The following is an 18,911-nucleotide window of genomic DNA, read 5'->3' on the forward strand; positions in this document are numbered from 1 at the left end:
AATTCCTACGCATACACAAAGCCCGCGCGGAGAAATCCGCCGGGCTTTTGGCGTTCGCAGAAAACACTAATGCCGAACACGGCCCACCATGTTGACGAAAGACTCCGTCTGGATTTAGGCATCGACGGTACGGTGATTGCAGGAGCATGTCCTCCGAATGTTGCATTCAAAGCGGAAATGGAAACAGGACAGCCAAGAGGCCACCGGCGGCCGATATTTGATTTGAAAGCAAGCTTCGGAGATCGGTGCGCCGCGACCGCTTCTATGTTCATTCCACAAGGAGCATAGAAGGTAAAAACAATGCGTGAGATTATTCACTTTGCATGGGGGATCAGCTCCCTTGGCGACTTTGTGGTTGCGATGTCCGAGAAGGGTATTGTCGCCCTCGAATTCAGTGCAATGCATATGGCAATGGAAGACGCATTGCGCATCCGCTTTCCGGAAGCGGAGCTGGAGCGCAGCGAGGACGTGCTGGCCGACGTGATGGAGATCGTGGCCCGGACCATCGAGGACCCGGCTTCCGACTGCGATCTGCCGCTCGATCTGCGTGGGACATCCTATGAGATGCAGGTCTGGATGATGCTGCGGGAAATCCCGGCAGGGCGGACCACCAGCTATGGCGCTCTGGCTGCCAAACTTGGCTCACGCGATCCGCGTGAGGTGACCGCGGCGATCGCCAACAATCCGATCGCGGTGATCGTGCCGTGCCATCGCGTCATCAAGAAGGACGGTTCGATCTCCGGCTATCGCTGGGGCGTGCCCCGCAAGCGAGCGCTTTTAGCGCGTGAACAGCTTGGGGCGAAGCGCTAAATGGCAGGCGTGAATGTGTTTTTGAAAGGCGCGCGGGGTGATGAGCAGGCCGCCACTTCGCAACCGGCAGGGCCGGGCTGCGATCTCCCCGAACCACTGGAGATCATCCGGTTATCGCTCGCATCCGTCGAAGCCGCGCGCAGCCGCTTTCCCGGTTATCGTCTGACGCGGCTTGTCGCCGCGCGGCTTGAACTGGATGAAGCCGATATCGACCGGCTTTCGGACGTCGTCGGTGTCGATCTTCTTGGGTCGATTCCCGGCGTCTCCAGACCATTCGATTTCCATTTGCGGGATGTCATCGCGCGATACGGTCTGGAGGCGCTTTTCCGCGACGACGGGCATGCGCCATATCATCATTCGATCAGGCCGGCCGGCTATGACTTCCATCGCGACGCGGTGATTCCCGTCGGAATGGAGCAGTGGCGTGCCGATTATCGTCACATGCCGGAAGAACGGCAGATGATGGCTGCCTCCATCGTCTGGCTTTACCGGGCGGGGAAGGACAATGTCTGGCTGCGGCGGGTCCCATGCACATGGCACGCCGCCGATGCCATCGTATGTCTGGAGGCCGTTGGCGCCTTTGAAGACTGGGCGCGCCTTTATGCGCTCTATCCGGGCTGGTAAGCGCCGGGCAGCGAGGTCCGGATAGCATCCACTGGCGGGATGCCGCCGAAATCCGACGCTGCGTTTGTTGCCGATGCAGAAGACAAACTTATAGCCTCGTAGGTCTTGGAAAGCACGGTTCCATGTTGCGATTCAACCGCTCGCCAGCACTCCGTTTCATGCCTTCGAACTTAAAAAAACCGAAAAACGGGCACGAAAAACCGTTTCCGATTCAAAGGCATGAAACGGAGTTTGGCGTCCGGAAAGCTCGCCTATCCCTCCCGTCAGGTCATCGAGCGGTTTCGATGGTCGCTCGATTTGAAGAGAGGATCTTTCCATGAGCAAGGAAGAAGATAACAAGGCCATCGTCGTTCGCTGGTTCACCGAATTCTGGGGCAAGGATGTCAATCTTGCGGTTATCGACGAGATCGCCCATCCGGACATGCTCCTGCAATATTCCCTGCACGAGCCGCGTCGCGGCCGCGAGGACATCAAGGCTTTCATGACCGATTTCCGTGCCGCTTTCCCGGACCTCAACTTCTGGGGCACCGCAGACCTGATCGCCGAAGGCGACTATGTCGTCGGCCAGTGGGAGGGTGGCGGCACGCACACCGGTGCGGGGTGGGACGATCTCCTGCCCGGCTATGATACGCTTCCCGCCGCAACCGGCCGCAAGATGCATTTCACCGGCAAGACCGTGCTGAAGGTCGTCGATGGCCTGATCGTCGAAGAACAAGGCCTTGATGACGGCCTGACGGCGATGATGCAGCTCGGGCTGATCAAGAAAGCCTGATCGACCCGGCATCTGCTCGCCCGAGGGGCGGCGCGCGCTGAATGGAGGATTGAGGCCTGCGCCCCGGCGCGGGCCTCAATTACATTTATGCGTTATCGGGTGGCTGGCAGTTCGATTTGAAAGCAGGATTCGGAGTGCGCAGCCCGGTGCGTGATTGCAGATCAGGCGGAAGACATCCGAGAAGTCGAAATGATGAGCATAATCCCCGGCGCACAGGTCACCTCCAATGAATTACAGCAGGTCGTCGCCTATATACTGGATATCGCCGCGATGACCGCGACGATCACAGCCCTGCTGGAGAAGGAGATGGCCGGCTTCGCTAAGGAGATGCTGGAGATCGACGGTCGTTTTCCAGGCTTCGGCCGGCGCTTGCGCCGCCACGCAAGCAGGGAGATCGAGCGCGCCATATCCGGGGAGCTTCCGATTCTCAGGCACGAGTTTGAAGAACTGCTCAAATCCCGGCTCACGCCGGATGACATCACCACGGCACTCGCGTTTCAGCGTGAGCGTGTGGTCGCAGAATTGCGGGCCACCGCGTTCATCACGTCGCTTGAGAGGGGAGACCATGACGATACGAGCCTTTCGGCGAGGATGTCCGCCAAAATGAATCAGGAGCAGCATGCCGTCGTCGCCCGCTTTCTGCAGAGCCCTTGCGGTATGAAACTCATTCCGCTCACGCAGCAGATGCAAACGCTCAAATACGGCTGGATGCAGGCGATCGCCAATGGCGTCTCCGCGCGCCTGCCCCTGATCGGGAAAGGGATACTGCGGAAACATTATAGCCGAGTGGCGAAATCCTAGCTTAGCGTTCAAATTCCGATTCGAGCGCAAGGATCGGAGTGTGGCCGATCAGGTTCTGGAGCAAGGTGGCGCCAGATCAAATGCGAGTGAAAGACAATGGAACAGAACATCCGGTCAATGAAGACATCGCGTGAATCGGCCCTTCCTGTCGCGGAAGATCCGCGCTGGGCGCGCATTGTTGCCCGCGACAAGGCCGCCGACGGTGAGCTCTGGTATTCCGTTTCGACGACAGGCATCTATTGTCGCCCCTCGTGCCCGTCCCGTACGGCAAACCCGAAAAATGTGATGTTGCATGACACGATCGAGAGTGCGCGGGCGACTGGGTATCGCCCCTGCAAGCGGTGCAATCCCGAGGGCCTTTCGCTTGAATGCGAAAACGCCGCGCTGGTCGCAAAAGCCTGCCGCCTCATCGAGGAATGCGAGGAGGAGCCGTCGCTGGAAGAGCTGGCGGCAGCGGTCGACCGTAGTCCGAGCTATTTCCACCGCGTCTTCAAGGCTTCGACGGGCTTGACGCCAAAGGCCTATGCTTCGGCAAGCCGTGCGAAGAGAATTCGCGAGGGTCTGGAGACAGGCGTCAGCGTCACCGAGGCGATCTATGACGCGGGCTACAATTCGAGCGGTCGTTTCTACGAGAAGTCCACGGAAATGCTCGGCATGACCCCGACGCAATATCGCGCCGGTGGTGTGAACGAGGAAATCAAGTTCGCGGTCGGCCAGTCCTATCTTGGCGCGATCCTCGTCGCGTCCAGCACCAGGGGGGTGGCTTCGATCCTGCTCGGTGACGATCCAGATGCACTGGTCCGCAATCTTCAGGATCGCTTCCCGAAGGCACGCCTGATCGGCATGGATCGTGAATATGAAGCACTGATCGCCCGCGTCTGCGGCTTTGTCGAGAATCCGGGCATCGGGCTCGATCTTCCGCTTGACGTCCGTGGCACGGCCTTCCAGCGTCGTGTCTGGCAGGCGCTCCAGGAAATTCCGGTCGGGGAGCGCGTTTCCTACGCGGAGATTGCACGGCGTATCGGATCGCCGAGCGCGACGCGCGCCGTTGCTGGCGCCTGCGCCGCGAATAATCTGGCTGTCGCCATTCCCTGCCATCGGGTCGTTCGTAATGACGGCTCGCTCTCGGGTTATGCCTGGGGTGTCGACCGCAAGCGCCGGCTTCTCGATCGGGAGGCGTCGCAGAATGCATAGGGGCCGGAGCGTCGATGCTTTGGCGCAGCTTTCGGACCGCGGAGCGGCTTACCGAAACCGGCGCATTTTCTGGGAAGGCTTCTGAATGAATTTTCATACCCGTTACGATGAATCCGTCGCTTTCCTTGCGGGTTACGATGATGACTGGGCGAGACTGATCGACCTGGTCGGCCCTTGCCGGCACGATCCCAAGGCCGCGCGCGAACCCTTTGAGGCGCTCGTTCGGGCGATTGCCTATCAGCAACTGACCGCCAGGGCCGGCGATGCTATCATCGGCCGGCTCAAGGGCCTGTTCGAGGGCCGCGATTTTCCAACTCCGGAAGACCTCATCGCAACGGAGTTCGACATGCTTCGAGCCACCGGCTTCTCGGCCAGCAAGATCGCCACCATCAAGGCGATTGCACAGGGGACGATAGACGGTCTCATTCCCACGCGCGCAATCGCCGCCGTCATGGACGACGAAACGCTGATCGAGCGCATGGTCACCATCAAGGGTGTCGGCCGTTGGACTGTCGAGATGCTGCTGATGTACTCGCTGGAACGGATGGACGTTCTGCCGGTGGACGATTTTGGTGTTCGTGAAGGTTACCGTGTCCTTAAATCGCTGCCCGAGCAGCCGAAGCCGAAACAGTTGCGCGAGATATCGAAAGCATGGTCGCCGCACCGCACGGTCGCGGCGTGGTATCTGTGGCGCATCCCGCGCGAGCGCGGAAATGTGCTCGCGTGAGAGGGTGGGGAAGAACGTCATGCCGCTCCAAAATCGCGTAACCCCCTTCGGCGATATCGTCGCCATTTCCCAGCGGGGCCTGTTCACCGGCAATCGCGGCATCATCCACGATCCCACGACGAAGACGCTGCTGCGAAAGCGCTGGGCGACGCAGGCCTGGCTTATTTGCTCGTGCGATTTCAAGGGACGCCGCCGGAACGTCATGGCCAGGCGAAGCTGGACGGAACTGTTCTTTCTCGATGAGGCCGTCGCGCTGGCCGCCGGTCATCGCCCCTGTTTCCTTTGTCGACGCGAGGCTGCGGAACGATTTCGCGCGTGCTGGGTCGCCGCGAGGAACGAGCCTCGGATATCAGCTGCGGTGATGGATTCCGTGCTGCATGCCGAGCGTTGGCAGCGCGGCCACCAGCGCATGCACCCAAATCCATATCTGTCGACCGATCTACCTGATGGCGTTGTCGTTGCAGCCGAAGGGGAAGCGTATACGTTGCGCGCCGGCCTTGCCTATCGTTGGACCGCCGAGAGTTATGATCGGCCAGTGGTCTTTCACAATGCCAGCTGGCTGCTGACGCCGCCATCGACGGTCATGGCGCTCCTTGCGGGCTATCAGCCCGTCTTCCATCCTTCAATCAACTCGATACCGGATAGGCCCTGATATGCCCGATCTCTTTGGCATGTTCGCCCCGACTGAACCCGCCGTCGAGAATATGGCCGAAGGCGCCGTGTTGCTGCGCGGCGCGGCGCTTCCCTATGAGAAAGACCTGCTCGTGGCGCTTGGCGATATCACCGGCCAGTCTCCCTTCCGGCATATGGTCACGCCCGGCGGCTTTACCATGTCGGTGGCAATGACCAATTGCGGCGCAGCCGGCTGGGTTACGGATCGCACCGGCTATCGCTACGATCGCAACGATCCGGAAACCGGCCGTCCCTGGCCGGCCATGCCGGGCTGCTTCTTCGATCTGGCGGTGGAGGCGGCGACGCGGGCGGGTTATCCGGATTTCCGCCCCGATGCCTGCCTGATCAACCGCTACGAGCCCGGCGCCCGTCTGTCGCTGCATCAGGACAAGAATGAACGGGACTTCGCCAACCCGATCGTGTCAGTCTCGCTCGGCCTGCCAGCAACCTTCCAGTTCGGCGGCCTGAGGCGGAACGATCCCGTCAAGAAATATGCATTGCGGCATGGCGACGTGGCGGTCTGGGGCGGCTCGTCGCGGCTCTTCTATCATGGCGTTCCCGAATTGAAGGACGACGTTCACGAGGCCGTCGGGCGGATGCGCATCAATCTGACATTCCGGTGCGCATTATAATCTTCGAATATTCTTTCGGTTTGACGGCAATAACCGGAGTGCCGCTGAAACAACTTTGGCGCCAGATGTGCTATCGATCGCAACGTTGATCTGCGGAGCTCCGGCCGTTCAACATCGGATGGCCGCAACGGCAAAGACAAGGATATCCAGGCTCATGTTCCCGCGCGGCGGATTCGATGCGAAGGCGAGCCGGCGCAAGCTGCCCGGAACGGAGGCGGCCGTCGATGCGCTTGTCGCGCTTGCCTGGGACAATCCGGATAAGGCGCTCGTCATGAAATATATCGGCCGGTGCGTGGCCGATGGCCATGCAGAATGGGCCGCGCTCGCCAGTGGGGAAATCGAGGTCTGTTTCGCAACCGGTGAAACCTACTTGCTCGCGGAAACCACGATCATCAGGCTCGCTTGATCGATCGTATTCCCGATGCGCTGAGGCGCGTCCATGCGCGGTGGTTTTTGCACATCATATATCCGAGCCGGCTTCCGCGCCTCCCGCTGTCTGGGGTACCGGCGGTTCGAGACGGCTTGCCCCCCGGTAAGCGTTCGGCATTTTTCATTTCCGCAGCAGGATTTCGATTTGAAAACAAGGATCGGAGTTCGGCGGCGTGGCGAAGGTCGTAGTTTCGGTCATGAGGTTCGAGCAAGGAGATACGACAATGAACCGTATGATCAATACTGGTACGCTGCGGTCCGACCCGCAGGAAAATACAGTGCCGGCGACCGCTGACGTTCTCTCGTATGCGGTCACCAACTGTGAATTGGGCAAGGTGCTGGTTGCGCGCAGCCCGAAGGGCGTTTGCTCGATCCTGCTGGGCGATGATGCTGAGGTGCTCGTGGAGGATCTTGCCGGCCGCTTCCCGCAAGCCATACTCGTTCCGAACGAACCAGCCGTGAAGGACGATGTCGCCGGGGTCCTGGGCTATCTCGCGAAACCCTCCGGCGGCTTGCAATTGACGCTCGACATGCGCGGTACGCCATTCCAGCGTCGCGTCTGGGAGAAGTTGCGGGCCATACCCGCCGGCCGGACGGTGAGCTACACCGAACTGGCCGGCTGGCTGAGCCCGCTTTCCCATCCTCGCGCCGTCGCCACCGCCTGCGCCGCCAACCCGGTCGCATTGGCCATCCCGTGCCATCGTGTGGTGCGCGGCAACGGTGCGCTTGCCGGCTATCGCTGGGGTATCGAGCGCAAGCGCATCCTCATCGAGAAGGAGGCCCGCGCATGAACAGGACTGCGAACACCATGGTTCCGGCTTACGCGGATGCCTCGGCGGAAACCCGGATTGCCGCCTATGACTGGCGGGCGCTTGCCGGTGAGCTGGACAGCTATGGCTGCGCCGTCATGCCGGGGCTTCTTTCACCGGAAGAATGCCGCGGCCTTGCAGCGCTCTACCCCGACGAAAGCCATTTCCGCAGCCACATCATCATGGCGCGGCACGGTTTCGGGAAAGGGGAATATCGCTACTTCAAATATCCCCTGCCGGATCTCATCGGCGGCATCCGCACGGCCCTCTATCCGCGCCTTGCCGGTGTCGCCAATCGCTGGAACGAGCGGATGGGCCTGGACCAACGGTTCCCCGGTGAACATGCCTCATTCCTTGAGCAGTGCCACCATGCCGGTCAGGCCCGGCCGACGCCGCTGCTGCTGCAATATGTACCCGGCGACTTCAACTGCCTGCATCAGGATCTTTACGGCGATCTCGCCTTCCCGATCCAGGTGGCGGTCCTGTTGTCCGAACCGGGGCGCGATTTTACGGGCGGAGAATTCGCGCTGACCGAACAGCGGCCGCGCATGCAGAGCCGCGTCGAAGTTGTGCCGCTGCGCCAGGGCGACGGTGTCGCCTTCGCCGTCCACAATCGCCCGGTCCAGGGGACAAAAGGAAGTTATCGCGTGAATTTGCGCCATGGCGTCAGCCGGGTTCGTTCCGGCATGCGCCATACTGTTGGGATTATTTTCCACGATGCGCGGTGATGACGCGATGCCGGCGCCGGCCGGATCCGCACAATAGGAATGCAAAAGGGCTTCGGGGGAACTCGGAGCCCTTTTTCATCTGTAATCCTGAATTCCTGTGCCGATATCCCTGGTAAACTACATCTTCGCGATTGCCATAGACTCCAAACTGGCGATGATGCGCCGGACTTCAAGCTCGGAAGAACAAGCTGTGACCGCAGACCCTTTGCAGATCCTCAAGACCGTTTACGGCTACGATGCGTTTCGCGGGCGGCAGGCCGAAATCATCCGGCATGTGATGGAAGGAAACAACGCCTTTGTCCTGATGCCGACGGGCGGTGGAAAGTCGCTCTGTTACCAAATTCCGGCGCTTGCCCGAAACGGCATGGGGCTGATCGTCTCGCCGTTGATCGCGCTGATGGTCGATCAGGTCGCGGCCCTGCGTCAGGCCGGTGTGCGGGCCGAGGCTCTCAATTCCGATCTTTCGCCGGAAGCGCGCCGCGCGCTCTGGCGGGACATCCGGGCCGGCGAGGTCGATATTCTCTATGCCGCGCCGGAAACCCTTCTCAAGCCGGATGTTCTTGACGCGCTGCAATCCGTTGAACTCTCGCTGATCGCGGTCGACGAGGCCCATTGCCTGTCGCAATGGGGGCATGATTTCCGTCCGCCCTACCGTCAGCTGGATATGCTGATCGAGCGTTTCCCGAACACGCCGCGCATGGCGCTAACGGCGACGGCTGACGAACCCACCCGTTTGGAAATTCTCGGCCATCTGGGGATAAAAGAAGATGACGCCTTCATCGCCGGGTTCGATCGCCCCAATATCCGCTATGCGATCATGGAAAAGGACAATCCGCGCGCGCAGCTGAAGCGCTTCCTGAAGGATCGCGATGGTGAAAGCGGCATCGTCTATTGTCTTTCCAAACGCAAGGTGGACGAAACGGCTGCGTGGCTGCGGGAGGAGGGGCGCGATGCGTTGCCCTATCATGCCGGCATGGACAAGGCCGCCCGCGAGGAGAACCAGACCCGCTTCCAGCACGGTGAGGCGGTCATCATTGTTGCGACCGTTGCCTTTGGCATGGGCATCGACAAGCCGGATGTGCGCTTTGTCGTTCATATCGATCTGCCGGGCAGCATCGAGGCCTATTACCAGGAAACCGGCCGGGCCGGCCGCGATGGTCTGCCATCGGATGTGCTTATGCTCTACGGTTACGAAGATATTGCCTTGCGCAACCGCTTTATCGAAGAGTCTGACGCCGCAGACCAGCGCAAATACATGGAGCGCCAGAAGCTTGATGCGCTGCTCGGTCTCGCAGAAACTGCGAGTTGCCGCAGGCAGGTTCTGCTGTCCTATTTCGGCGATCGGTGTGAGCCCTGCGGCAATTGCGATACCTGCGCCGAGCCGCCGGACCTGTTTGACGGGGCCATCGCCGCACAGAAGCTTCTCTCCTGCATCTACCGCACGGGTGAACGTTTCGGTCAGGCCTATGTCATCCGTGTGCTGCTGGGTATCGAGGATGAGCGGATTTCCCGCTTCGGGCACGATCGTATCACGACTTACGGGATAGGCAAGGAACATGACAATCGCACCTGGCGCGCCATTCTGCGTCAAATGGTTGCCTTGCGGATGATTGACGTCGACCTGTCCGGGCATGGCGGCTTGTCCATTTCCGAAGACGGACGGCGGTTCCTGCGCGAAAAACCGGCCCTGATGCTGAGGATACCGTCCGCTCCCCGTTCTGCACGGCAATCGGCGCCGCGCCGCGCGGCATCGACGGTTTTACCGGAGTCCGATCGCAGTCTCTTTGAAGCACTGCGTACAAAGCGTATGGAAATCGCCCGCGCGCAGAATGTCCCGCCCTATGTGATTTTCCACGACAAGACCCTTATCGAACTTGCGATGGTAAAGCCGGCCTCGGCGAAGGAGATGGCTGAGATTCCAGGTGTCGGAGATACCAAGCTCGAGCGTTACGGGCCGGCCTTCCTGGCGGCGATCATGCAGCACGCCGCGGACGCGTGACCGCAGCTAGTCATATAAATAGCCGGATAATGAAAGCCGAAAGCGCCCGGAAAGGGTTCAGCCCGTCGTATCCTTGAACAGAACGTTCTGGTCGATGAGATAGCGCGAGAACAATGGCAGGCTCGCGCCGCCAATCGCCCGCGCCTGGCTGCCAACTGCGCCTTCGATGATGTCCGGCATAGTGACACCCTGCAAATCGTGGTGTTTGAGGGCAAGGCGGGTGGCGGCGACGATTCTCGTTCTGACCCAGTCGGGAAAACCGCCGTCGATGATCACACTGGAAAAATCGATGATGGAGGCGGCGGCGATAACCGCCTGCGCCAGCGCTGCGGCGGTTTTCCTGATCCAGCTTTCCAGCGGCTCGCCGAAATCGATCCACTCGTCAGGGGAAAACCATAGCGGGCGCGGATCGATGCCCTTTTCGCGCAGCATGTTTTCCAGAACGAAGATCGACGCGATTTTCAGAAGCTGGACGGTATTGCCATCTTGCCCTTGCACCGGCAGGGGGCCGATCGCGCCCGCCGTTCCGGTCTTTCCGGAAAACAGCGCCGAATTCAACACAACGCCGCCGCCTATGAAGGAGCCGATAAATATATAGAGAAAATCCGCATAGTTCTGGCCTGCGCCAAAAACCAGTTCGGCGCCGCAGGCGCTGGTCGCGTCATTCTGCAGAAAAACCGGATAGCTGACATTTTCGGCAATTTCCGAGCGGATATCGACGCCCCGCCACCGCTCCATTTCAATCTGTGGAGCGCCCACCTCCTGCGCCCAGTTCCACAATTCGAACGGAGCGGCAATGCCGACACCGGCGATTTTTTCCCGCTCGGCGGGAGAGAGTTTCGATTCTAGCTCCGTTATACCGTCGATCACGAAGGGCAGTATCCATTCCGGAAGAGGGTAGGGATAGGTTCTGCGAAGCTTGAGCCTGATCCGGCCGACAAAATCCATCAGCACGAGATCGACGCTGCGCCGGCCGATCTTCACGCCGAAAGAAAAGACAGCGTCGGGATTAAGCCGCATCGGCGTCGACGGTTGGCCGACTTTGCCGCGCAGCCTTTCACCACGAATGAGAAGCCCGTCCTTTTCAAGCGAACGCATGATGACAGAGACGGTCTGCGCCGAGAGGCCGCAAAGTCTTGATATTTCGGCTTTTGACAGTCCGCCGTGACGGCGGACGAGAGACAGCACGAGCCGTTCGTTATAAGCGCGCACCCCGATCTGGTTGGCGCCGCCGCTTATATCCATGGTGGTGAGCGGCGCTGGCGGCGCCGTCTCGACAGATTGTCTCATAATGTCATCCTCCCGCCCGCAATGTCCGCCGCGACCGACAAAGCAGGCTTTATGGCAATCTTGCTATCGCAACGTTAAATGACGCAGCGATATTCCTCCCTGCCGCATATTAGAATGCCATACGGAATTAATAATTCAATCGGATTTATTTATTGACAGCCGTTTCCTTTGATGGTTCCATCTGGGTCAACGATCATTGTTCTCGGAGGAGACGAGATCGTCGGGTAACCGTCACGGTGCTCAAATATCCATTGGGAGGATCTCATGAAGACCACTGTTTCCGCTCTTCTGGGCGCGCTTGCGCTTGGCGTTTCTTTCGCTTCCGCCGCATCTGCAGCCGATACCTCGGTTTGCCTCATTACCAAGACCGACACCAATCCCTTTTTCGTCAAGATGAAAGAAGGCGCGACCGCCAAGGCAAAGGAACTGGGCGTGACGCTGAAATCCTATGCCGGCAAGATCGACGGTGATTCCGAAAGCCAGGTAGCCGCCATCGAGACCTGCATCGCCGATGGCGCCAAGGGTATCCTGATCACCGCATCGGACACCAAGGGCATCGTTCCGGCCGTGCAGAAGGCGCGCGACGCCGGTCTTCTGGTCATCGCCCTCGATACGCCGCTCGAACCTGTCGATGCCGCCGATTCCACCTTCGCCACCGACAATCTTTTGGCTGGTGAGCTGATCGGCAAATGGGCTGCCGGCAGCCTCGGCGACAAGGCCAAGGATGCGAAAATCGCTTTCCTTAACCTCACCCCCTCCCAGCCGACGGTGGATGTGCTGCGCAACCAGGGCTTCATGAAGGGCTTCGGCATCGACGTGAAGGACATCAACAAGATCGGCGATGAAAACGATCCGCGCATTGTTGGCCATGATGTCACCAATGGTAACGAGGAAGGCGGCCGGGCGGCGATGGAAAATCTGCTGCAGAAGGACCCGACCATCAATGTCGTCCACACCATCAACGAACCTGCGGCAGCCGGCGCTTATGAGGCGCTGAAGGCGGTCGGCCGTGAAAAGGATGTTCTGATCGTTTCCGTCGATGGCGGTTGCCCTGGTGTCAAGAACGTGGCGGAAGGCGTGATCGGCGCGACCTCGCAGCAATATCCGCTGCTGATGGCGGCGCTTGGCGTGGAAGCCGTCAAGAAGTTTGCCGACACGGGCGAAAAGCCGAAGCCGACCGAAGGCAAGAACTTCGTCGACACCGGCGTGACGCTGGTAACCGACAAGCCGGTCAAGGGTCTCGAGTCCATCGATACGAAGGAAGGTCTCAACAAGTGCTGGGGCTGATGCCTCGCCGTTGAAACCCGCGGGGGCATTCGTGCCCCCGCCCTTGGACCAGAATGATTTCAGGCACGATCCGGGGGATCGGACAAAGGAACAAACGAGCGCGTCACGCATCCTGCGGGGATGGCACAGGCCGCTTCACAACACTTTGAAATCTACACATCATTCTCTTTGGAGGCAGGCCCGGTATCAGGGCTGATGTGATGGAGCGATCGGGAGGAAAATCCATGAGCGATCAGCCGGTGCGGGCTCAGCCGCATAATGAATTTGAAAAAGTGCTTTCGGGAAGTTCGACGCAGGTCGCCGCTTTCGATACGCATGACAAGAGTGTGCTGGAAAAACTGCAGCACTTTCTCCATTCCAGCCCGGCGGCCGTTCCGCTTATCGTTCTGGTGCTGTCGCTGATTGTTTTCGGCCTGCTTCTCGGCGGCAAGTTTTTCTCGGCCTTCACGCTGACCCTTATTTTGCAGCAGGTCGCCATCGTCGGCATTGTCGGCGCGGCGCAGTCGCTGGTCATCCTGACGGCGGGCATCGATCTGTCGGTTGGCGCGATCATGGTCCTGTCCTCCGTCATCATGGGACAGTTCACCTTCCGTTACGGTCTGCCGGCGGAACTCTCCATTCTCTGTGGTCTTGCCGTCGGCGCATTTTGCGGCTTCATCAATGGCGTACTGGTCTCGCGCATGCGCCTGCCGCCCTTCATCGTCACGCTCGGCATGTGGCAGATCGTGCTGGCGACCAACTTCCTTTATTCCGCAAACGAGACGATCCGCGCCCAGGATATTGCCCAGCAGGCGCCGATCCTGCAATTCTTCGGCGCTAATATCCGTGTCGGTAGCGCGGTCTTCACCTATGGCGTCATCGCCATGGTTCTGCTCGTCGCCCTGCTCTGGTATGTGCTCAACCGCACCGCCTGGGGCCGCCACCTTTATGCTGTCGGTGACGACCCGGATGCCGCCGAACTTGCCGGTGTCAACGTCAAGCGCATGCTGACCACCGTTTACACGCTGTCCGGCCTTATCTGCGCCTTTGCTGGCTGGGCCCTGATCGGCCGCATCGGCTCGGTTTCGCCGACCGCCGGCCAATTCGCCAATATCGAATCCATTACCGCAGTGGTTATCGGCGGCCTGTCGCTGTTCGGCGGGCGCGGCTCCATCATGGGCATGATTTTCGGCGCCCTGATCGTCGGCGTCTTTTCGCTCGGCCTCAGGCTTATCGGAACAGACCCGCAATGGACCTATCTGTTGATCGGCGTCCTCATCATCATGGCTGTCGCAATCGACCAGTGGATCAGAAAGGTAGCAGGCTGATGGCAAAAGAACCCATTCTCACGGCACGCAATCTCGTCAAACGCTACGGCCGCGTGACCGCCCTCGACCATGCCGATTTCGATCTCTATCCGGGCGAAATCCTCGCCGTCATCGGTGACAATGGTGCGGGTAAATCCTCTCTCATCAAGGCGATTTCCGGTGCGGTGACACCCGATGAGGGGGAGATACGGCTGGAAGGCCAGCCCGTGCAGTTCCGCTCGCCCATAGAGGCGCGCAAGGCGGGCATCGAGACGGTCTATCAAAACCTCGCGCTGTCGCCGGCGCTTTCCATAGCCGACAATATGTTTCTCGGCCGGGAAATCCGTAAACCCGGCATTCAGGGCAGCCTGTTCCGGGCGCTGGATCGCCCGGCCATGGAAAAGTTCGCCCGGGAGAAACTGTCGGAACTTGGCCTGATGACGATCCAGAACATCAATCAGGCAGTGGAAACCCTCTCCGGCGGCCAGCGTCAGGGTGTGGCCGTGGCGCGTGCGGCGGCCTTCGGCTCCAAGGTCGTCATCCTCGACGAACCGACGGCAGCACTCGGCGTGAAGGAAAGCCGACGTGTTCTGGAGCTTATTCTGGACGTGCGCTCGCGCGGCCTGCCGATCGTTCTCATCTCGCACAACATGCCGCATGTTTTCGAGGTCGCGGATCGCATCCATATCCACCGGCTTGGCAAGCGCCTGTGCGTTATCAATCCGAAGGACTATTCCATGTCGGATGCCGTCGCCTTCATGACCGGCGCCAAGGAAGCGCCGAAGGAAACGCTTGCCGCATGACGCTTAAACTCGAGACGATCGTCGAAGACGTTCTTCGGCGGGCAGAGCGCAAATCCCGTTTCATCATTGCCATTGCCGGTCCCCCTGGGGCCGGCAAATCCACGCTGGCGGATGCGCTTTGCGACGCCTTGCGCCTGCGCGGCGAAACGGCCGCTGTTCTACCGATGGACGGTTTCCATATGGATAACGGCATTCTTGCGGAACGCGGACTGCTGCCGCGAAAGGGTGCGCCGGAAACATTCGACGTGCGCGGGTTCCTCGATATTGTCTCCGCCGTCCGCAAGGGCGGGCAGGAAGTTCTGGTACCGGTCTTCGACCGCTCCCGCGAAATCGCCATTGCCTCCGCCCGCGCCATCGCCCCGGAAACACGCTTCGTCCTTGCTGAAGGCAATTACCTTCTGCTGAATGAAGCGCCCTGGACGACGCTTTCCGAAAGCTTCGACCTCACCATCTTTGTCGGTCCATCCGTCGACGTGCTGGAAAAGAGGCTGCGGGACAGATGGCAGGGTTACGGTCTCGATGCGGCCGCGATCCACGCCAAACTTTTCGAAAACGATCTTCCCAACGGAAAAAGGGTGATCGAAAACGCCCGCCCCGCCGATATCCGTATCGATATCTGGGAATAGATTAACGCTTTCCCGCGCTGGAGGGGCAAGGCGCACTTGCCGTTAAGCCTTTGTTGACCATGTGTTGAATCTTTTTGATCCACAGGGCGCGGCTTTCCCATGTCTATCCGTTGACGCGAAAATTTCCTCATATACTATATGTGGTGTTCGAGGTTCTTCCGATTCGCAAGGGTCGGGAGCTAAGACGGGAATTCGGTGCGTAACGCCTTCATGGCGGAGCAAGGCCGAAACTGCCCCCGCAACTGTAAGCGGCGAGCATCGTTCCGATTTGGGTCACTGGGGCTGAGAGCTTCGGGAAGGCCGGGATAGATGTTGTGACCCGCAAGTCAGGAGACCTGCCTTGAGCGCAAACGTCCACGGGCGGGGTGTCCGGAGGAAGGTGTATGGCGCAAATGATTTGCGTTCGCCCTTTTCTGCCCCCTCCAGAACAAGCTTCGGGGTGAAGTCATGCCAGTGCATTTGTTTGAGTTGCTGCGCTCGTCGGCGTAGAGAGTGATTTTACGCGGCTAAAAGCCGCGCACGCCCACCCTAATGACAGAACCATCGCCGTCCGATTGCGATTGCAATCGGCAATGTTGAGCCGTGTCCGAAACCGGCTTCGAGAGAGGAAATTATGACCGTCACCGTTTACAGCAAGCCCGCCTGCGTCCAATGCACCGCCACCTATCGTGCGCTAGACCGCATCGGCGTCCCCTATGAGATCGTCGATATCTCCGAAGATACTGAAGCGCTCGATCATGTCCGTGGCCTCGGTTACATGCAGGTTCCCGTCGTCGTTGCCGGCGAGCGCCATTGGGCGGGTTTCCGGCCGGATATGATCGGCTCGATCAGCTGAGGCGGCGGGGCGATGGGCCTGATCGTCTATTATTCCAGCCGCTCCGAAAACACCCATCGTTTCCTTCTGAAACTGGGACGGCGTCTGTTTCGTCTGCCGCTTGGCGTTGAGGAAGATGTTCCCCATGTGTCCGAGCCCTATGTGCTCGTCACCCCCACCTATGGGGGCGGCGGCACCAAAGGGGCCGTGCCAAAGCCGGTCATCCGGTTCTTGAACGAGCCCTCCAACCGAAATCTCATTCGCGGCGTCATCGCGGCGGGAAACACGAATTTTGGCGCAGCTTTCGCATCCGCCGGAGATATCGTCTCGCGCAAATGTGCGGTGCCGTTTCTCTATCGCTTCGAGCTTCTCGGCACGGAGGAAGATGTCGCCAATGTCAAACATGGATTGGAACGATTTTGGACACGCTGACCTCAGGCGCGCTGCGCAAGGACGCCAAACAGCCGGCAGCCGCAACCCAGAAGCCGCTCGATGCGGCTCTGGACTACCACGCGCTGAACGCGATGCTGAACCTTTACGACGAGAACGGAAAGATCCAGCTCGACAAGGATCGGCTGGCCGCCCGGCAATATTTCCTCCAGCACGTCAACCAGAACACCGTCTTTTTTCATAACCTCAGGGAAAAGCTCGATTATCTGGTGACGGAGGGATATTACGAACAGGAGGTACTGGATCAGTATTCCTTCAACTTCGTCCGCGATCTCTATGACGAAGCCTATGCCCGGAAGTTCCGCTTCCCGACCTTTCTCGGCGCTTTCAAATATTACACCTCCTACACGCTGAAGACCTTCGACGGAAAACGTTATCTGGAGCGTTACGAGGATCGCGTCTGCATGGTGGCACTGGCCCTTGCGCGTGGCGATGAGCAGCTTGCCAGCAATCTGGTCGATGAGATCATTTCAGGCCGCTTCCAGCCGGCAACGCCGACATTCCTCAACGCCGGCAAAAAGAGCCGTGGTGAACTGGTCTCGTGTTTTCTGCTGCGTGTGGAAGACAATATGGAAAGCATCGGCCGCTCCATCAATTCGGCCCTGCAGCTTTCCAAGCGCGGCGGCGGCGTGGCGCTGTCCTTGACCAATATCCGCGAATTTGGAGCGCCGATCAAACAGATCGAAAACCAGTCGTCCGGCGTCATCCCTGTCATGAAGCTGCTGGAAGACAGTTTTTCCTATGCCAACCAGCTTGGCGCGCGACAGGGTGCCGGCGCGGTCTATCTGCACGCTCACCACCCCGATATCATGCGCTTCCTCGATACCAAGCGCGAAAATGCCGACGAGAAAATCCGCATCAAGACCCTGTCGCTCGGCGTGGTGATCCCCGACATCACCTTCGAACTCGCCCGCAACAATGAGGATATGTATCTGTTCTCGCCCTATGATGTGGAGCGGGTCTATGGCGTGCCGTTGACCGAGATTTCGGTCAGTGAAAAATATCATGAAATGGTCGCCGATAGCCGCATCCGCAAGAAGAAGATCAAGGCGCGCGAATTCTTCCAGGTGATCGCCGAAATCCAGTTCGAGAGCGGTTACCCCTACATCATGTTCGAGGACACGGTGAACCGCGCCAATCCGGTCGCCGGCCGCATCAGCATGAGCAATCTCTGCTCGGAAATCCTGCAGGTCAGCGAAGCGAGCGAGTTCAACGCCGATCTGTCCTATAGCCATATGGGCAAGGATATTTCCTGCAATCTCGGATCACTCAATATTGCGTCGGCGATGGATTCGGCCGATTTCGGCAAGACCATCGAGACCTCCATCCGGGCGCTGACGGCTGTTTCGGATATGAGCCACATCTCTTCCGTTCCCTCGGTGGAAAAGGGCAATGATGCCAGCCACGCCATCGGACTCGGTCAGATGAACCTGCACGGTTATCTGGCGCGGGAGCGCATCTTCTACGGCTCGGAAGAAGGCATCGATTTCACCAATATCTATTTCTACACGGTGACCTATCACGCCATCCGCGCCAGCAACCGGCTGGCCGTGGAAAGGGGTCAGAGCTTCAGGGGCTTTGAGAACTCCAAATATGCCTCGGGCGACTATTTCGACAAATATACCGACCGGGAATGGTTGCCCGCGACGGAAAAGGTCCGTGCGCTCTTCGAAAAAGCCGGTATTGCCATTCCAACGCAGGAAGACTGGACGGCGTTGAAGCAGGACGTGATGGCATCGGGTCTCTATAACCAGAACCTTCAGGCCGTACCGCCAACCGGTTCGATCTCCTATATCAACCACTCCACCTCTTCCATTCATCCGATCGTCTCGAAGATCGAAATCCGTAAAGAGGGCAAGATCGGCCGCGTTTATTACCCGGCTTCCTATCTCTCGAACGACAATCTCGAATATTATCAGGACGCCTATGAGATCGGCCCTGAAAAGATCATCGACACCTATGCGGCGGCTACCCAGCATGTCGATCAGGGCCTGTCGCTGACGCTGTTTTTCCGCGATACGGCGACGACGCGTGATATCAACCGCGCGCAGATCTACGCCTGGAAGAAGGGCATCAAGACCATCTACTACATTCGTTTGCGCCAGATGGCGCTGGAAGGCACGCAGGTTCAGGGCTGCGTTTCCTGCACGCTCTGATT

At 59.4% G+C, this 18,911-nt stretch carries 21 protein-coding genes and 1 riboswitch; of the genes, 20 read left to right on the plus strand and 1 reads right to left on the minus strand.

The features are described 5' to 3' along the window. The 13 genes from N5D22_RS03915 to recQ all read left to right on the plus strand — a co-directional run. Window positions 1-288, plus strand: a 288-nt coding sequence (locus N5D22_RS03915) for a hypothetical protein (RefSeq protein WP_279654474.1), incomplete at its 5' end; no start/stop codon positions are given. A 12-nt stretch (window positions 289-300) separates the two neighbouring features. Continuing rightward, a complete protein-coding gene (locus N5D22_RS03920) occupies window positions 301-810 on the plus strand; it encodes a methylated-DNA--[protein]-cysteine S-methyltransferase (protein ID WP_279654475.1) in 510 nt (169 codons plus the stop codon). After that, the gene (locus tag N5D22_RS03925; protein WP_279654476.1) at window positions 811-1,434 is read left to right on the plus strand and encodes a hypothetical protein; all 624 of its coding nucleotides are present in this window, start codon (window positions 811-813) and stop codon (window positions 1,432-1,434) included. A 316-nt stretch (window positions 1,435-1,750) separates the two neighbouring features. Then, window positions 1,751-2,206, plus strand: coding sequence for an ester cyclase (locus tag N5D22_RS03930; protein WP_279654477.1), 456 nt, complete (start codon window positions 1,751-1,753; stop codon window positions 2,204-2,206). A gap of 189 nt (window positions 2,207-2,395) precedes the next feature. Beyond that, entirely contained in the window at window positions 2,396-3,007 is a 612-nt protein-coding gene (locus tag N5D22_RS03935; RefSeq protein ID WP_279659175.1) for a hypothetical protein, read from the plus strand. A 117-nt stretch (window positions 3,008-3,124) separates the two neighbouring features. Continuing rightward, window positions 3,125-4,201, plus strand: a complete 1,077-nt coding sequence (ada, locus tag N5D22_RS03940; protein WP_279659176.1) for a bifunctional DNA-binding transcriptional regulator/O6-methylguanine-DNA methyltransferase Ada — start codon at window positions 3,125-3,127, stop codon at window positions 4,199-4,201. A gap of 85 nt (window positions 4,202-4,286) precedes the next feature. Further along, window positions 4,287-4,928, plus strand: coding sequence for a DNA-3-methyladenine glycosylase (locus tag N5D22_RS03945; RefSeq protein ID WP_279654480.1), 642 nt, complete (start codon window positions 4,287-4,289; stop codon window positions 4,926-4,928). A gap of 19 nt (window positions 4,929-4,947) precedes the next feature. After that, window positions 4,948-5,580 (plus strand): hypothetical protein, encoded by a 633-nt coding sequence (locus tag N5D22_RS03950; RefSeq protein ID WP_279654481.1) that lies wholly within the window; start codon window positions 4,948-4,950, stop codon window positions 5,578-5,580. A gap of 19 nt (window positions 5,581-5,599) precedes the next feature. After that, window positions 5,600-6,232, plus strand: coding sequence for a DNA oxidative demethylase AlkB (gene alkB / locus N5D22_RS03955; protein WP_279655032.1), 633 nt, complete (start codon window positions 5,600-5,602; stop codon window positions 6,230-6,232). A gap of 154 nt (window positions 6,233-6,386) precedes the next feature. Beyond that, window positions 6,387-6,638, plus strand: a complete 252-nt coding sequence (locus tag N5D22_RS03960) for a hypothetical protein (protein WP_279654482.1) — start codon at window positions 6,387-6,389, stop codon at window positions 6,636-6,638. Window positions 6,639-6,885: 247 nt separating this feature from the next. Next, window positions 6,886-7,452 (plus strand): methylated-DNA--[protein]-cysteine S-methyltransferase, encoded by a 567-nt coding sequence (locus tag N5D22_RS03965; RefSeq protein ID WP_279659177.1) that lies wholly within the window; start codon window positions 6,886-6,888, stop codon window positions 7,450-7,452. Further along, window positions 7,449-8,198, plus strand: a complete 750-nt coding sequence (locus N5D22_RS03970; RefSeq protein WP_279654484.1) for a 2OG-Fe(II) oxygenase — start codon at window positions 7,449-7,451, stop codon at window positions 8,196-8,198. The genes N5D22_RS03965 and N5D22_RS03970 overlap by 4 nt, the downstream gene beginning before the upstream one ends. A 190-nt stretch (window positions 8,199-8,388) precedes the next feature. Next, window positions 8,389-10,197, plus strand: coding sequence for a DNA helicase RecQ (gene recQ, locus N5D22_RS03975; protein WP_279654485.1), 1,809 nt, complete (start codon window positions 8,389-8,391; stop codon window positions 10,195-10,197). Window positions 10,198-10,254: 57 nt separating this feature from the next. Here recQ and N5D22_RS03980 read toward each other — a convergent pair whose 3' ends face one another. After that, on the minus strand, window positions 10,255-11,487 hold the full coding sequence (locus tag N5D22_RS03980; RefSeq protein WP_279654486.1) for an ROK family transcriptional regulator: 1,233 nt from the start codon (window positions 11,485-11,487) through the stop codon (window positions 10,255-10,257). Between the two features lie 264 nt (window positions 11,488-11,751). Between N5D22_RS03980 and N5D22_RS03985 the strand changes: the two genes are divergently transcribed. The 7 genes from N5D22_RS03985 to nrdE all read left to right on the plus strand — a co-directional run bounded on the left by N5D22_RS03985 (window position 11,752) and on the right by nrdE (window position 18,909). Then, the gene (locus tag N5D22_RS03985) at window positions 11,752-12,774 is read left to right on the plus strand and encodes a sugar ABC transporter substrate-binding protein (RefSeq protein ID WP_279654487.1); all 1,023 of its coding nucleotides are present in this window, start codon (window positions 11,752-11,754) and stop codon (window positions 12,772-12,774) included. A 224-nt stretch (window positions 12,775-12,998) separates the two neighbouring features. Then, window positions 12,999-14,081: an ABC transporter permease gene (locus N5D22_RS03990; protein WP_174055801.1), complete on the plus strand. Its 1,083-nt coding sequence runs from the start codon at window positions 12,999-13,001 to the stop codon at window positions 14,079-14,081. Next, entirely contained in the window at window positions 14,081-14,863 is a 783-nt protein-coding gene (locus N5D22_RS03995) for an ATP-binding cassette domain-containing protein (RefSeq protein WP_003524281.1), read from the plus strand. Before N5D22_RS03990 ends, N5D22_RS03995 begins: the two co-directional genes overlap by 1 nt. Further along, a complete protein-coding gene (locus N5D22_RS04000; protein WP_279654490.1) occupies window positions 14,860-15,489 on the plus strand; it encodes a nucleoside triphosphate hydrolase in 630 nt (209 codons plus the stop codon). Before N5D22_RS03995 ends, N5D22_RS04000 begins: the two co-directional genes overlap by 4 nt. A 133-nt stretch (window positions 15,490-15,622) precedes the next feature. After that, window positions 15,623-15,847: riboswitch (cobalamin riboswitch) on the plus strand. A gap of 255 nt (window positions 15,848-16,102) precedes the next feature. Continuing rightward, complete coding sequence (gene nrdH / locus N5D22_RS04005; protein WP_174055803.1) at window positions 16,103-16,324, plus strand: glutaredoxin-like protein NrdH; 222 nt, start codon at window positions 16,103-16,105, stop codon at window positions 16,322-16,324. 12 nt (window positions 16,325-16,336) lie between these two features. Continuing rightward, entirely contained in the window at window positions 16,337-16,735 is a 399-nt protein-coding gene (gene nrdI / locus N5D22_RS04010) for a class Ib ribonucleoside-diphosphate reductase assembly flavoprotein NrdI (protein ID WP_020812691.1), read from the plus strand. Next, window positions 16,723-18,909: a class 1b ribonucleoside-diphosphate reductase subunit alpha gene (gene nrdE, locus N5D22_RS04015; protein WP_279654492.1), complete on the plus strand. Its 2,187-nt coding sequence runs from the start codon at window positions 16,723-16,725 to the stop codon at window positions 18,907-18,909. The genes nrdI and nrdE overlap by 13 nt, the downstream gene beginning before the upstream one ends. Window positions 18,910-18,911 lie beyond the last annotated feature (2 nt).

This window comes from Agrobacterium sp. GD03872, from assembly GCF_029840625.1.
Lineage (GTDB): Bacteria > Pseudomonadota > Alphaproteobacteria > Rhizobiales > Rhizobiaceae > Agrobacterium > Agrobacterium fabrum_A.